This is a genomic window from Streptosporangium sp. NPDC051022 (assembly GCF_040683035.1).
Classification (GTDB): Bacteria; Actinomycetota; Actinomycetes; order Streptosporangiales; family Streptosporangiaceae; genus Streptosporangium.
On the sequence record NZ_JBFBCF010000002.1, the window covers coordinates 67,166 to 81,135 of the forward strand.

Below are 13,970 nucleotides of genomic sequence, written 5' to 3' on the forward strand. Positions count from 1 at the left end.
CCCCTCACGTGCGGTTATCTGGCTTTGGGGCCATCCTCATAGCCTTCCTCGAACCGGATCCCCAAAACGCATTCCAGTCTATGAATCGGACATTAGGTCGGGAATGTTCGGGTGTGGTGATTCCCAATCCCGTACGGAGCGTCACCACGCGCCGGAGGCGGCAGGGGGAGGAGAACTCGGGAGAGGTGACTCAGGAGAGGTAGGGCTTGAGCTCCCGGCGGGCGACGGCGCGGATGTGCACCTCGTCGGGGCCGTCGAAGATGCGCATCGCGCGGGCCTGGGCGTACATCGCGGCGAGTGGGACGTCGTCGCAGACCCCCATGCCGCCGTGGATCTGGATGGCGCGGTCGATCACCTCGCAGGCCATCCGCGGGGCGACGACCTTGATGGCGGAGATCTCGGCGGCGGCCGCCCGGGCGCCGACGGTGTCGATCAGCCAGGCCGCCTTGAGGGTGAGCAGGCGGGCCTGCTCGATGGCCAGACGCGACTCGGCGATCTGCTGCTGCACGACCCCCTGCTGGGCGAGGGTCTGGCCGAAGGCCACCCGGTTGGCGGCGCGGGCGCACATCAGCTCCAGCGCGCGCTCCGCCATGCCGACGGCGCGCATGCAGTGGTGGATGCGCCCGGGACCGAGACGGGCCTGGGCGATGCGGAAGCCGTCGCCCTCCTCGGCGATCAGGTTCGTGGCGGGCACCCGTACGTCGGTGAAGACGATCTCGGAGTGGCCGTGCTGCTCCTGGTAGCCGAACACCGGCAGATGACGGACGACCTCCACTCCCTGGGTGTCCATCGGGACCAGGATCATCGACTGCCGGCGATGCGTGGGCGCCTCCGGGTCGGTCTTGCCCATCACGATCATGATCTTGCAGCGCGGGTCGGCCGCGCCGGTGATGAACCACTTGTGGCCGTTGATCACGTAGTCGGCGCCGTCGCGGGTGATGGAGGTCGCGATGTTCGTCGCGTCGCTGGAGGCCACCTCGGGTTCGGTCATCGCGAACGCCGAGCGGATCTCGCCCGCGAGCAGCGGATCGAGCCAGCGGGCCCGCTGCTCGGGCGAGCCGAACATGTGCAGGAGCTCCATGTTCCCGGTGTCGGGGGCGGCGCAGTTCAGCGCCTCGGGGGCGAGGTCGGGGGAGCGGCCCGTGACCTCCGCGAGGCTGGCGTAGTCGAGCACGGACATTCCCGACTCAGCGGGCAGGAACAGGTTCCACAGACCGCGCGAGCGGGCCTCCGCCTTGAGCTCCTCGACGATCGGGGGCAGGTCGTGATTGTCGTGGCCCCTGGTGAGCCGCCACTCGTGGTAGACGGGCTCGGCCGGATACACGTGCGACACCATGAAATCGGTCAGATCGGCGAGGTATTCCTCCGCCTTGGTGCTGAGCGCGAAGTCCATGGCCGCCAGTTTCGCACCACCCCTATTCGGGGCGGCCACCGGCCACACCTAACCTGGAACGGGTTCCACGAAGGAGGCGGAATGCTCAAAGGCGTGTTGATCGACTGGGCCGGGGTGCTCACCACGAGCATGTCAGAGGCGATCGCGGAATGGATCGTCGCCGACCGGATCGACGCCTCGCACTACCACGAGGTGATGCGCGAGCTCATCGCGCACGCCTACTCCGGTTCGGAGAGCAGGGAGAACGCCATCCACGAGCTGGAACGCGGCGAGATCTCCGGTCCGGACTTCGAACGAGATCTGGCCGCCAAGCTGATCACGCTCGACGGCGTGCCACCGAGCGCGGAGGGGCTGCTGACCAGGATGTTCGCCGGGTTCCAGCGGGTCGAGCCGATGTACGGCATGCTCCGCGAGGCACGCGCGGCCGGACTGCGGACATGCCTGCTGTCCAACTCCTGGGCCAACGAGTATCCCCGGGACGGCTGGGAGGACCTCTTCGACGCGGTCGTCATCTCGGGGGAGGTCGGCATGCGCAAGCCGGAGCCGAGAATCTTCGAGCACGCGCTCGGCGTGGTCGCCCTGGAGGGGCCCGAGTGCGTGTTCATCGACGACATCCAGGCCAACATCACGGCGGCCGGAGCCTTCGGCATCGTCGGCGTCCATCACCGGGAGCCGGAGGAGACCATCACCGAGTTGGAGAGGCTTTTCCGCGTGCCGTTGCGCTGACGGCCGCGCCGTACCTCGCGGGCGGGTCGTCCGGGCTGGCACACTCGATGGGTGATCGGCGCCGAACCGGCGCCGATGTCGGAGAGATAGATCGAGGCATCGATGCGCGTCTACCTGCCGTGCACGCTCCCGGCGCTGGCCCGTGTGGTCACCGTGGGGGAGCTAGGCCCGGCCCCGCTGACCGGCTACGCGGTGACCCCCGCGTTGATCGAGTGGTACGCCTCGGGTGACACCGAGGAACTGGAGTACGTCGCCCTGACCGAGGCGGCCAGGGCGTCGCTGCGGATGCTGGCCGACGACCGCGCCGACGGGCTCAAGGTGGCCGCCCGCCGGGTCGTGGTCGCCGCCGAGGTGCCGGACGACCAGGTGACGACGGGCGTCGACCTGGAGGAGCGCGCCCGCGTACGGCTCGCGGCCGCGATCCCGCTGGCGAAGATCGCCGCGGTCCACGTGGACGACGAGTCCGCGACCGGTGACGTCGAGGCGGCCGTCGCCGCGCTGCCCGCGGCCGACCTCGGCGACGACGACGCCCGGTTCACCGTGGACGGCGCCGAGGCTAACGAACTGCTGTGGTACGCCACCCAGGAGATCCCCGACCTGATCGCCTGACCGCCCTGCCCCGAGCCGCCGGGCGGGCGCCCGAAGCCAGCGGGTGGGTGCCCGAACGCTTTCCAACCGCCTGGCCGACCGGGCGGTTGGATGTTTCCACGTCGGTCGAGCCGAGGAGGCGACCACGTCGGCGGAGAAACCGGGCAAGGAGGCGGGGAGCCGATCGGGAACCGCCAGGGGCTCTGGCACGACGACCACACACCTGTATGTCTTGTATGTCTGCGCCGTGTCTTTGCCGCTGAGTGTTCGGGGTGTCCTGGGGCGCCGGTACGGCGGGTGGTGGTGCGGTCCTGGTCGGCGCCGGTGGGCGGCGCGCCCCCGTTGGGTGTCCCGGTCACCGTGACGGGCGGTTTCCGGGCCGCGCGGTTGAGCCGTTCGGTCCCCGGCCGTTTCCCCGGACGTCTTCTTCGCGATGCTCACATCGCGGGGGAGATGGCTACGCTTGATAGCGATATGAGACACATTGTTTGGGACTGGAACGGAACGCTTTTCCACGACATCGAGGCTGTGGTCGGCGCGACGAATCTCGTGTTCGAGCCCTACGGGGTCGCCGCCTACGACGCCGACGGCTTCCGTGCGGTCTACACGCGCCCGATCTGGACGGCCTACGAGCGCATGCTCGGCCGTCCCCTCACCGACGGCGAGTGGGAGCGGCTGGACGTCGGTTTCCACGACCACTACCACCGGCTGATGTTGGAGTGCGGCCTCGCGGCGGACGCGCTGTCCACGCTGGAGGCCTGGAAGGCCACGGGCGGCGGGCAGTCGCTGCTGTCCATGTGGGCGCACGATCGGCTGGGGCCCAAGGTCACCGAGTTCGGCATCGACCACCACTTCACCCGGATCGACGGCCTGCGCAGCGCCCCCGGCGGGCACAAGGCCGAGTCGATGGTGGCCCACATCGCGGCGCTCGGCGTGGATCCCGCCGACGTGCTCGTGATCGGCGACAGCGTGGACGACGCGCACGCCGCCCGGCACGTCGGGGCGCGCGCCGTCCTCTACACCGGGGGCATGACCAGCCGGGCCGACCTGCAGGCGTTCGGCGTCCCGGTCGTGGACACCCTCGCCGACGCCATCGACCACGCCTGACCACTCCTCTCCCCGGTCTCCGGAAGCCCTTCACCACTCTCTCCACCGCTTCCGAAGTCCTTCACCACTCTTTTCACCGACTCGAGAGTTCTGCCCTCTTCACCGACTCGGGAGTTCTGCACGGCGCCGGTACGGCGGGTGGTGGCACGGACCTGATCGGCGCCGGTGAGCGGTGCACGGCCCGGGACGCCGGGCCGTACCCGAAAGGGATGGTTTGGCTATCGATGACCATGGGTGAAGGGCGATGGCCGTACTCTAGGCATCCACCCCCACAGCCGGAGGCCACGATTAGCCGTCTCGTTCTCTGGAACGTCGATCTCACGCTGGTCGACGTGTCCATCGTCACCCGGGAGGCGTACGCCGACGCCTTCCGCCAGGTCACCGGACGGCCTCTGGTCAAGCTGACCCAGCACAACGGCCGCCCCGACTCCGAGATCGTCTTCGAGACCCTCGCCATCAACGGGATCGTCGCCGAGGACGACCACCTTCCCAGGTTCCTGGCCGCCCTGTCCGACGCCTTCGCGGCCCGCCGCAAGAGCCTGGCCAAGAACGGCCGGATGATGCCCGGCGCGGCGGAGGCGCTCAAGGCCGTCGGGAAACTCGACGGCGCGGTCCAGTCGGTGCTCACCGGCACGATCAGGAGCAACGCCGTGCACAAGCTGGAGGCCTTCCGGCTGAACCGGTACGTCGACTTCGAGATCGGCGGCTACGGCGAGGAGGTCTACCCCAAGGCCACGCTGCTCCAGGTCGCGCAGGGCAGGGCCAGGCAGAAGTACGGCGCGACCTTCGACGGCACCAACACCGTGCTGATCGGCGACTCGGCCAGGGACGTCCAGGCCGCCAAGATCGCCGGAGCCTCGATGATCGCCGTGGCCTCCGGCCGTTCCCTGGCGGCCGAACTCCAGGAGGCGGGCGCCGACATCGTCATGCCCGACCTGTCCAACCCCTCGGAGGTCGTCGCCGCCGTAGCGAGCCTCACCACCCCGGCCCGCAGGACCCCGGCCGGTACCTCCCTCGCCTGACGGCGGTCGGGCACGCCTCTCGGGGCGACCGGGCGTCTGACCTCTTCTGCTTCGGAGCTCCTCTTCTGCTTCGGAGTTCGCGGCCGGTTCGGAGTTCGCGACGCCGTGCCGCCTGCCGGGTGAGGCGAGCGTTCGAGATCCCGGTGGACGGGGCCAACCGGGGCCGTACGGCTCGGCGCTCGTTCATGTCAGCTCATGTGCGTGATGTGACTATTGAGGTAAATGGTGCCGATGGGAACCGTGGTTTTAAGATGCGCGTTTTGCATCTTGATCCACCATTCGTGTAACGGGAGCGACGAATGACCTATCCCCCACCTGTGAGCCGGCCCTCCGCCGAGGGCCCGGGGGCGGGACCACATCCGGCAACGGATGGCCCGTGGCCGCCACATCTTCCGACGTATCAGCGACAACCTCAGCAGCCATACCCGCAACAGCATCAGCAGTACCAGACACAACCTCAGCAGCAGTACCAGCCACAACCTCAACAGCAATACCAACCGCAGCAGTACCAGCCGCAGCCCCAGCATCCGCAGGCCTACCAGCCGCAGCCCCAGCCCTACCAATCGCAGCCCTACCCGCAGCAGCCGTACCCGGCGCAGGGCCATCCGCAGCAGGCGCCCGAGTTCCAGTTCCAGGGGTATCCGCCCACGCCGTACCAGGTGCCCGCCCCGCAGGCGTATCCGCCGCAGGCACCGCCTCCGGGTTCCGCACAACCGCCGCAGGCACCGCCCCCGCCCGCCCGCAGAACGGGGCGGATCATCGGCGGGGTCCTCATCGGCGGGCTCGGGCTGCTGGTGGCGCTGGGCGGCGGCGGGATCGTGGCCCGGGGGGTCGCCAACAGCAGGCAGGAGATCGTCAACAAGGACTACATGCGGGACCTGTGGCGCAACCTGCCCGTGGAGACGGTGTTCCCGGCCTCGATCGGAGTCCGTGACCCCGACGGCAAGGTCGGCGCGGAGCGCGGATGGACCAGGGTCGCGATCTCCCAGGAGACCTCCTGCAAGGCGGCGCTGTCGGGCGCCCTCGCCGCGACGGCGACCCAGCGCGGCTGTACGGCCGCGCTGCGGGCCACCTACCTCGACCCCAGCGGCGGGACAGCGGCCACCGCGGCCGTCATCGCCTTCCCCAACGAGGACAGCCGCAAGGACCTCGACCAGTTGATCACCGAGACCCAGCGTGACAAACAGGGGGCCGACCAGGCGGTGCACGCTCTCACGGCCCCGGGTCTGCGCTGGAAGGACTCCTTCCGCGCGGGAAGCGCGAGCTACCCGGTCTTCGGCCCCTATATCTCCCTGTTCGTGGTGGTCACCTCGGGCCCGGCCGACGGCCGTACGGCAGGGCGGCTGCCCGACCCCTGGGGGCAGCGGGAACTCCGGCAGTGGGCCGACCTCGAACCGTGGAGGGAGACCGCGGGCGGCCTCGCCGAGACACTGGCCGCGCGTTTGGGCGCTGAGGCGGGGAAGGTGCGCGCATGATCCGCCGGACGCTGACCGCCGCCGTCCTCGGCTCCGCCCTCGTCGCGGGTACGGCGACGCCCGCGCTGGCCGAAGCCCCGCACGGCTGGGAGATGCAGGTCATGAAGGTGTCCGCGGCACAGGCATTGGCCCAGGGCAAGGGGGTCACGGTCGCCGTACTGGACACCGGCGTCATGAAGAACCACCCCGCGTTCAAGGGGCGGGTCACCCCGGGGCCCGACTTCATCGGTGGCGGTGCCCGGCCCGGCCAGTCGTACTGGGGAGAGCATGGCACCGCGATGGCCTCCAGTGTTCTCGCCGTGGCGCCGCAGGCACACGTGCTGTCGGTGCGGGTCATCTGGGACCGTCTGGACCCCGCTCGCAAACGGGCCGAGGAGGCGGCGAACGGGGGGGACAAGGCGAGCCGCGAGGAGAACGAGAAGAGGGGCAACGCGCTGGCCAAGGGCATCCGCTACGCGGTGAACAAGGGAGCCAAGGTCATCTCGATGTCTCTCGGCACCGACGAGTGGTCGTGGGCGGGCTACGAGAAGGACACCGCGGCCGCCGTCGACTACGCGACCGGCAAGGGCGTGGTGCTGGTGGCCAGCTCGGGCAACGGCGGTTCGACCGACATCCTCGACACCGACGCCAACAACAGGGTGTCCTACCCGGCGGCCTTCCCGGAGGTGATCGCGGTCGCCGCGGCGGGGCCCGACGGCAGGCGCGCGGAGTTCTCCCAGGTGCACACCTACACCACGATCGCCGCGCCCGGCGTGGACATCTACGCCGCCCGTAACACGGGCGGCTACGAGGCTGGTAGCGGCACCTCGCCCGCGGCGGCGCTGACCTCGGGCACGGTGGCCCTGATGCTGTCGCGCAATCCCAAACTGACCATCAGGCAGATCCGCGACATCCTCACCCGGACCGCGATGAAGCCGCCCGCCGGCTACACCGTGTTCCTCGGCCACGGAATCGTCGACGCCGAGGCGGCGGTGCGGGCGGCCGCCTCGCCTCCGGTGACGAAGGCCGCCTCCTACCAGGGGAAGAAGTATCTCGGCGGTGGCCCGAACGGCTCGCCCGTCACCCACCCGCCCATCGACTCCGTCTACCTCATAGTCGGCGGTTCGGGGCTCGGGGTCGGGCTGCTGTGCATGGTCGGCGCGTTCTTCCTGTTCCGCAGGCCCCGCCCGAAGCGGACTTCGTAGGGCCGGAGCCCCGGGCGGATTCCGCATGGCGGAGCCCTGGGCCTTCCGGACGGGTCAGCCGGGAAGGCCCAGGGCCGCCACGGCGGCCGCCACGGCGGCGGCCTTGACCTCCTCGAACGGAAGGGAGGCGTGCTCGACCACGCAGTCCGACATGCCGCCGAGCGCCACGGTCGCGTGGATCCGCGCGGCGGTGGAGGGGGCGGGACCGAGCAGGAGCGTGGTGAGTTCCTTGCGCCACGCCCACATCCGGTCCATCAGGTCGAGTTCGACGAGCGCGGCGGGCGCGTGCAGGACCACCAGGATCACCTCGCGGTGCTTCCAGGTGAGGTCGAAGTATTCCTCGAGCAACCGCTGATCGTCCCCGGGCTCACGCTCGGACACGAACGCCTCCAGCTCGTCGATGAGCGGCTGGATGATGCTCCTGACCAGGTCCTCCCTCGACTCGAAGTGGTAGTAGAGGGCCGGTTTGGTGATGCCGAGCCGATCGGAGATCTGCTTCAGGCTGGTGTTCTGCACGCCCTGTTCCACGAAGAGTTCGCGTGCCACCGCCTGGATGCGCGCCTTGGTGTCCGAAGGTCTCGCCATGAACCAAGGGTATCGCTTACCTAGCGTTAAGTAGGCATCTTGCGTCTCGCCGCGAATCATGCTTACCTATCGTTAAGTAAATAACTTACCTTCCGTTAAGTAAGAAGGTGTCCCATGCGGATCCTCATCTCCGGCGCCAGCGTCGCCGGTCCCGTCCTGGCCTACTGGCTCAACCGGTACGGCTTCGCCGTCACCGTGGTCGAGCGGGCCCCGGCACTGCGCAAGGCGGGCGGCCACGCGGTCGACCTGTTCCGCCCGGCGATGGACATCGTCGACAGGATGGGCCTGATCGAGCAGGTTCAGACCAGGAAGACCGGCACCGAGTGGCTCTCGTTCCGCGCCGGGAACGGCGATCGCTCGCACACACTGGAGGTCGGCAGGCTGATGCGCGTCGTGTCCGACCGGCACGTCGAGATCATGCGGGACGACCTGGGCGAGATCTTCCACGAGGCCACCCAGCGCGACGTGGAGTACCTTTTCGGCGACTCCATCGCCGCCCTGGCCGAGAACGCCGACGGCGTCGACGTCACCTTCGAACGGGGACCCGCCCGCTCGTTCGACCTGGTGATCGGGGCCGACGGGCTGCACTCCAACGTCCGGCGCCTGGTCTTCGGCCCCGAGTCGCGCTTCTCCACCTGGATCGGCGCCTACCTGGCGGTCATGTCGATCCCCAACTACCTGGGCCTGCGCGACCGGATGGACGGGGTCACGGACGTGAACCGGATGGTGGGCGTGTACGGCGGCGCGCACATGGACGACGCCCGCGCGGTCTTCCTGTTCCGCCCGGCCGCCGAGCTGGACTACCACCACCGGGACGTCGACCGGCAGAAGGAACTGCTGCGTGAGCAGTTCGCCGGAATGGGCTGGGAGGTGCCCCGCCTCTTGGGCGAGGAGATGGACAACGCGTCGACGTTCTACTTCGACTCGATCACCCAGCTGCGCATGGACACCTGGTCCCGGGGCCGGGTGAGCCTGGTCGGCGACGCCGGTTACTGCCCGGGCCCCGCGGTCGGCGGCAGCACCAGCCTGGCGGTGGTGGGCGCCTACGTCCTGGCCGGTGAGCTGGCCGAGGCCGGCGGCGACCACACGCGGGCCTTCGCGGCCTACGAGCGGGAGATGGGCGACTACGTACGGCGCAGCCGTACCTTCGCCGTCGGCGCCGCCAAGCGGCTCATCCCCACCGGACGCCTGGGTCTGTGGAGCCTGGTCCAGGGGATCCGGCTGATCAACCACGTCCCCACGCCGATCGCCCGCGCCCTGGCCGACTCCGGCGCCAAGGGCCTGCGGCTGCACGACGAGATCGTGCTGAAGGACTACCCGCGGGCGCCGGCCGTGAAGGCGGACGCCGCCGGGTGACGTCCACCGGGGCGGGTCCCCCCGCCCGTGAGGCACGTGCTTCGGTGGTGCGTCTGATGCCCGCCCACCCTCCATCGGCCAAGTCCCGGCGAAGTCGCAGGCCGGGTCCCGTGGTCTGTTGGTCGGCGCCCCCAAGACAGTCGGTCGGCCCTCCAAGAGAGTCGGGTGGTTCCCCGAGACAGTCGGGTGGTTCCTCAAGGCCGAGACGTGAGGCGGAAGCCTTCCCGGATTCGGCGCCCGCCCCACGCGGTCCTCACGCCCCCGGGGGCCGGGTGCCTCCGATGTTCGAGGTATCTCGGAACGAGGGCGGGTGCTCGGTCTCGGTCAGCCGGATCAGGTACATGAGATCTTGGGCGTTCCTGGCCTCAACGGGTTCGGGGCCGGTGGGGACCCAACAGGGGAAGGCCCAGTAGCGGCGGGCCCAGCAGCGCCAGACGACGACCCAGCCGGGGTTGCACGCCTCCAGGTCGCGAGCCTCGCGGGCGGACCCGGGGGCGGGGGTGGGCGGTGCGGTACGGCCGGGGGCTTCGGCCGGGGACACCGCGTGGCCGGAGGTCAGCTCCGCCGTACGGCCGGGCTCAGGACGTGGGCGATCCGCCGCGCGGCGGTGTCGGTCTCCTCGGCGGGGGCGATTCTTGCCGACCAGGACCACCAGAACCACCAGGTTCCTTCCTGCGGTGCGGTGTAGACGATCTCGGACAGGGCGGGCGCGTCGGGATTGACGACGACGAGCTGGGGACGGCCGCGCCGGGTCGTGCTGATGCGGGCGTGCAGGCCGTAGGGCATGAGGTGCTGGGTCAGGCGGGCCAGATGGGCGGTCGCGGTGATCGTGACCTCGGGGTCGGGGGTGTCGGGAACGGCCACGGGGCCTCCTGTCATCGGGTGCGGGGCTTCCAGCGCTGGATGGGGGCGGCCCCCAACGGAGTGTGGGAAGGGCGGCGGGGGCCGCCTCCAGCCGGGGGGGGGAGCGGTTCCGGCCGAATGAGAGTGGCTCCGCCCCACCCCTCCAGAAGAGGCGGAGCCACCCGTTCCCGGAGGCCGACGGCGTCTGCGCACGCCGCGCTTCCGGGAGCGCGCATCCGGTGTCACCTTCGGAGCCGGTGATGGCCGGATGAGATTGACGCGTCCGACCGGCGATGCCGGGCCGACGGTCTCCAGAGAACACCGGGAATCGAACGTTCCCGACCCCCGCATGCGAGGAGGCGATTACTTTCTGCGACCGACGGCGCCTCCCCGCTTGAAGGGGAGGTCACGATGTGTGTTCGTGTCGTAACGTTGAGGAGGAATCGCGTGTTCGTCCGGAGAGGAGCCCCCTGTAATGGACGCCGTCGGCATGCGACGTCAGATCAGCGAACTACGCGGCGCCTTGCAACGGCAGGGGGCGACGAGGCGGCAGATCGCGGTGGTCATCGCCGAGCGATTCCGGCTGAATCCTCGGGTGGCCTTTCGGCACGCGGCGGGACTGACGCAGTCGGAGGTGGCCGATCTCTACAACCGCCACTGGCCGAGTGAGTCCCCCAAGACCTTCAAGAACATCTCTTACTGGGAATGCTGGCAGGGAGCCAATGCCTCCGGTGCTTCCTCATCCTCTCGCGCACCGTCGTACCAGGATCTGACGCGGCTGGCGGACCTGTACGGATGTTCCGTCGACGACCTGCTTCGCGGCCCGTGCCCGCCGCAGCCGGCCGCCCTCTCCACCCTGCCGCTCTCCGACGTCCTGTCAATGTCGAAGGGCGACGGTTACCCTGAGAAGGCCGACGGCGATGACGTGGTCATCGCCGTAAGTGTCCCCACCGGCGAAGGGGCCATCACCGTGACGCTTTCCCGCCGCCAGTTCACCCACCTGCTGGCCGCCGCCGGTCTGACGGCGATGCTGCCCGAAACCGCGCTCGCCTCCGAGTCGCTCCCCGAAGGGGCCGTGCGCTCCACCGCCGGGTTGAGCGGCGCCGACTACCGGCAGCTCCTGGCCGCCCACCAGACGGGGCATCATCTTCTCGACCCGAGCACCCACATCGCCTCCCTGCACCGCACGCTGCGCGACATCGACCGGGTCCGGGAGGGCGCGGGAACCGCCACCCGTCGCGACCTCCGTCAGATACAGGGCGAATACGCCGAGCACCTGAGCTGGCTGTACCGCGAGTGCGGTGATCTCGCCTCGTGCCACACGTGGGCCGACCGGGCGACCGCCTGGGCGCTGGAAAGCGGCGACACCACCATGGCCGCCTACATAATGGTCAGAAAGGCCGCTTTTGCCCTCGACGCGGGCGACTCCACGACGGCCGTCGAGCTGGCGGATGCCGTACGCACTGCCTCCTGGACCGTCCCGCCGGTGCTGTACGGCGTCGCCAAGGCGTACGAGGCCCGTGGGCACGCGCTCAACGGCACGGTGGCCGCCGCGCAGCTGGATGAGGCGGCGGAACTGATCGCCGGAGGGCGTTCCGAAGGCGATCCGGCCTACCTGCGTTTCTTCACCACTGACTTCGCCGACGTCCAGCGGGCCACCTGCTACGTGGACGCCGGGCTGCCTGAGCGCGCGGTGACCATCCTGCAGAGCAGGATCACCTCTCTTCCGCGCTCCCACCATCGTGACCGGGCCGTTCATCTCGCACGGCTCGGTGCCGCCCACGCCGCCGACCGGGTGCCCGACGCCGCCGCCTTCGCCGGGCTGGGAGCACTCTCCGAGGCGCGACGTGCCTCCTCCGAGCATGTCCTGGCGGAGCTCGCCCGGTTGGACACCGTTCTGACGACTCGCTGGCCGACCCAACCCCAGGTCCGGCGTTTTCACGAGGCCCTCACCGAAGCCCCGGCCGTCTAGACGCGCAGACGAGTCGGCCGTCAGGCCCCGGCATGCGATGGGCGCAGCGGGGAGCGCGAGGGGCGGATCCTCTCATTGTGGGAGTCGAAGGGGGCGGCACGCCCCCTGGGAGGCGCTGCCCGAACATGGGGCGCGCGTCGAGCGTGAGGACCATTCCGGCGGTGAAGGCACGGGTCGGTAAGATCCGGCTCACCGATCGTTCGGAGATGGGGGCAGGGTGTCGGCCATCCGGCTGCTGGTGCTCGGGGCCGTCCGCGAACGCGGCCGGGCGCACGGTTACCAGGTGCGCAGCGACCTGGAGAGCTGGGGCGCGCACGAGTGGTCCGTGGCCAAGCCCGGTTCGATCTACCACGCGCTCCGGCAGATGGCCAAGCAGGGACTGCTGCGCGCCCACGAGATCGCGCCAAGCACCGCGGGCGGGCCGCCGCGTGTGGAGTACGAGCTCACCGAGGAAGGCGACGCGGAGTTCCTGAGCCTGCTGCGCGCGGCCCTGTCCAGGCACGACCAGAAGATCGACGAGCTGACGGCCGGGGTGGGGTTCCTCGCCTGCCTGCCCCGCGAAGAGGCGATCGCGCTGCTGAAGAAACGGGTGGCGGCGCTCGACGGCTGGCGGGCGGAGGTCGCCCGCCACTGGACGCCCGGGGACACCGACTCCGAGGGCTGGGAGCCGATCGCCGAGATCATGCGGCTCTGGACGCACTTCTCCGGCAGCGGAGCCGAGTGGACCCGCAGCCTGATCGAACGCCTGGAACAGGACGCGCGCGCCAGGGAAGGCCGTACCGGCGCCTCCGGACCTCACGGGCGCCGGCCCGCCCCCGGCGCGGACGGCTGACGCGGTAGATCATGGGTTCGCCCATCGCCGATATAGTCGGATCCAGCACTAGTACAATTTGACTACTGCTCATCCGGAGGAGCGACATGGCCAACGAGACGACGGTGCCGTTACTGCCCTGCCGATCGATCGACGAGATCGAGGAGTTCTACACCGCCCTGGGGTTCACCAGGACCTATCGCCAGACGCGCCCGAACCCCTACCTTGCCCTGCGACGGGAGGACATCCACCTGCACTTCTTCGGCATGTCCGAATTCGACCCGAAGGACTCCTACGGCACCTGCCTCGTCTACGTCCCCGACACCGGAGCCCTCTTCCGCGCCTTCGCCGAGGGTGTGCGGTCGGCGTACGGCAGGTTCCCGGTCTCCGGGATCCCCCGGATGACCAGGCCGAGGAAGCGGAAGAACGTCGACGGCCTCACCGGGTTCACGGTCGTCGACCCGGGCGGGAACTGGATCCGGATCTTCCCTTCGCCGGGATACGCGGCCCGGGAGGAGGAACCGCCGGTCGGCACCGGCGCACTCGCCACGGCTTTGCAGAACGCCGTGGTCATGGGCGACTCCCGAGGCGACCACCGGCAGGCCGCCAAGATCCTCGACGGCGCGCTGGCACGGGCACGGGACACGCCGGACGCGGACCTCGTCGAGGCGCTCGTCTACCGCGCCGAGATCGCTCTGGCGCTCTCCGACCGTGAGCGGGCGGGCGAACTGCTGGCCCGTGTCCGCGGGATGTCCCTGGACACCGCGGACCGGGAACGGCTGGCCGAGTCGCTGTCCGGCGCGGACGACATCGAGGCGGCCCTGTCGGCCGGCTGAACCGGGTCGGACGCCGTTCATCGGCGCCGATCCGCCTCGCTCCACCGCTCGCCGTACCGGCGCCTGGACGTC

14 protein-coding genes are annotated in these 13,970 nt (G+C 69.9%); 10 read left to right on the forward strand and 4 right to left on the reverse strand.

The window, feature by feature from the left end; genetic code table 11:
• Window positions 1-190 precede the first annotated feature (190 nt).
• Window positions 191-1,393, reverse strand: coding sequence for an acyl-CoA dehydrogenase family protein (locus tag AB0N02_RS04490; RefSeq protein ID WP_363943421.1), 1,203 nt, complete (start codon window positions 1,391-1,393; stop codon window positions 191-193).
• A gap of 81 nt (window positions 1,394-1,474) precedes the next feature.
• On the opposite strand from AB0N02_RS04490, the gene AB0N02_RS04495 reads away from it, so the two are divergent.
• From AB0N02_RS04495 to AB0N02_RS04520, 6 genes are all read left to right on the forward strand, one after another.
• On the forward strand, window positions 1,475-2,119 hold the full coding sequence (locus AB0N02_RS04495) for an HAD family phosphatase (protein WP_363942663.1): 645 nt from the start codon (window positions 1,475-1,477) through the stop codon (window positions 2,117-2,119).
• Between the two features lie 102 nt (window positions 2,120-2,221).
• Complete coding sequence (locus AB0N02_RS04500; protein WP_363942665.1) at window positions 2,222-2,728, forward strand: hypothetical protein; 507 nt, start codon at window positions 2,222-2,224, stop codon at window positions 2,726-2,728.
• 453 nt (window positions 2,729-3,181) lie between these two features.
• The gene (locus AB0N02_RS04505) at window positions 3,182-3,814 is read left to right on the forward strand and encodes an HAD hydrolase-like protein (RefSeq protein ID WP_363942668.1); all 633 of its coding nucleotides are present in this window, start codon (window positions 3,182-3,184) and stop codon (window positions 3,812-3,814) included.
• Window positions 3,815-4,044: 230 nt separating this feature from the next.
• On the forward strand, window positions 4,045-4,836 hold the full coding sequence (locus tag AB0N02_RS04510; protein WP_363943423.1) for a haloacid dehalogenase-like hydrolase: 792 nt from the start codon (window positions 4,045-4,047) through the stop codon (window positions 4,834-4,836).
• 317 nt (window positions 4,837-5,153) lie between these two features.
• Entirely contained in the window at window positions 5,154-6,311 is a 1,158-nt protein-coding gene (locus AB0N02_RS04515) for a hypothetical protein (RefSeq protein ID WP_363942670.1), read from the forward strand.
• Window positions 6,308-7,495 carry a S8 family serine peptidase gene (locus AB0N02_RS04520; RefSeq protein ID WP_363942673.1) on the forward strand — a complete coding sequence of 396 codons (1,188 nt, stop codon included), beginning with the start codon at window positions 6,308-6,310 and terminating at the stop codon, window positions 7,493-7,495. Before AB0N02_RS04515 ends, AB0N02_RS04520 begins: the two co-directional genes overlap by 4 nt.
• 54 nt (window positions 7,496-7,549) lie before the next feature.
• Here the strand turns inward: AB0N02_RS04520 and AB0N02_RS04525 are convergent, their stop codons facing one another.
• Window positions 7,550-8,080 (reverse strand): TetR/AcrR family transcriptional regulator, encoded by a 531-nt coding sequence (locus AB0N02_RS04525; protein WP_363942676.1) that lies wholly within the window; start codon window positions 8,078-8,080, stop codon window positions 7,550-7,552.
• A 114-nt stretch (window positions 8,081-8,194) separates the two neighbouring features.
• Between AB0N02_RS04525 and AB0N02_RS04530 the strand changes: the two genes are divergently transcribed.
• Window positions 8,195-9,436, forward strand: coding sequence for an FAD-dependent monooxygenase (locus AB0N02_RS04530; protein WP_363942679.1), 1,242 nt, complete (start codon window positions 8,195-8,197; stop codon window positions 9,434-9,436).
• Between the two features lie 253 nt (window positions 9,437-9,689).
• On the opposite strand, the gene AB0N02_RS04535 is transcribed toward AB0N02_RS04530, so the two are convergent.
• Window positions 9,690-9,977, reverse strand: a complete 288-nt coding sequence (locus tag AB0N02_RS04535) for a hypothetical protein (protein WP_363942681.1) — start codon at window positions 9,975-9,977, stop codon at window positions 9,690-9,692.
• A gap of 14 nt (window positions 9,978-9,991) precedes the next feature.
• The gene (locus AB0N02_RS04540; protein ID WP_363942684.1) at window positions 9,992-10,300 is read right to left on the reverse strand and encodes a hypothetical protein; all 309 of its coding nucleotides are present in this window, start codon (window positions 10,298-10,300) and stop codon (window positions 9,992-9,994) included.
• Window positions 10,301-10,754: 454 nt separating this feature from the next.
• On the opposite strand from AB0N02_RS04540, the gene AB0N02_RS04545 reads away from it, so the two are divergent.
• From AB0N02_RS04545 to AB0N02_RS04555, 3 genes are all read left to right on the forward strand, one after another.
• Entirely contained in the window at window positions 10,755-12,251 is a 1,497-nt protein-coding gene (locus AB0N02_RS04545) for a hypothetical protein (protein ID WP_363942686.1), read from the forward strand.
• Between the two features lie 217 nt (window positions 12,252-12,468).
• On the forward strand, window positions 12,469-13,083 hold the full coding sequence (locus AB0N02_RS04550) for a PadR family transcriptional regulator (protein WP_363942689.1): 615 nt from the start codon (window positions 12,469-12,471) through the stop codon (window positions 13,081-13,083).
• 86 nt (window positions 13,084-13,169) lie between these two features.
• Window positions 13,170-13,898: a VOC family protein gene (locus tag AB0N02_RS04555; protein WP_363942692.1), complete on the forward strand. Its 729-nt coding sequence runs from the start codon at window positions 13,170-13,172 to the stop codon at window positions 13,896-13,898.
• Window positions 13,899-13,970: the final 72 nt, after the last annotated feature.

Bases quoted from the DNA above. Each gene is read 5' to 3' on its own strand.
- AB0N02_RS04490 (WP_363943421.1), bottom strand. From the start codon at position 1,393: ATGGACTTCGCGCTCAGCACCAAGGCGGAGGAATACCTCGCCGATCTG.
- AB0N02_RS04495 (WP_363942663.1), top strand. From the start codon at position 1,475: ATGCTCAAAGGCGTGTTGATCGACTGGGCCGGGGTGCTCACCACGAGC.
- AB0N02_RS04500 (WP_363942665.1), top strand. From the start codon at position 2,222: ATGCGCGTCTACCTGCCGTGCACGCTCCCGGCGCTGGCCCGTGTGGTC.
- AB0N02_RS04505 (WP_363942668.1), top strand. From the start codon at position 3,182: ATGAGACACATTGTTTGGGACTGGAACGGAACGCTTTTCCACGACATC.
- AB0N02_RS04510 (WP_363943423.1), top strand. From the start codon at position 4,045: ATGGGTGAAGGGCGATGGCCGTACTCTAGGCATCCACCCCCACAGCCG.
- AB0N02_RS04520 (WP_363942673.1), top strand. From the start codon at position 6,308: ATGATCCGCCGGACGCTGACCGCCGCCGTCCTCGGCTCCGCCCTCGTC.
- AB0N02_RS04525 (WP_363942676.1), bottom strand. From the start codon at position 8,080: ATGGCGAGACCTTCGGACACCAAGGCGCGCATCCAGGCGGTGGCACGC.
- AB0N02_RS04530 (WP_363942679.1), top strand. From the start codon at position 8,195: ATGCGGATCCTCATCTCCGGCGCCAGCGTCGCCGGTCCCGTCCTGGCC.
- AB0N02_RS04545 (WP_363942686.1), top strand. From the start codon at position 10,755: ATGGACGCCGTCGGCATGCGACGTCAGATCAGCGAACTACGCGGCGCC.
- AB0N02_RS04555 (WP_363942692.1), top strand. From the start codon at position 13,170: ATGGCCAACGAGACGACGGTGCCGTTACTGCCCTGCCGATCGATCGAC.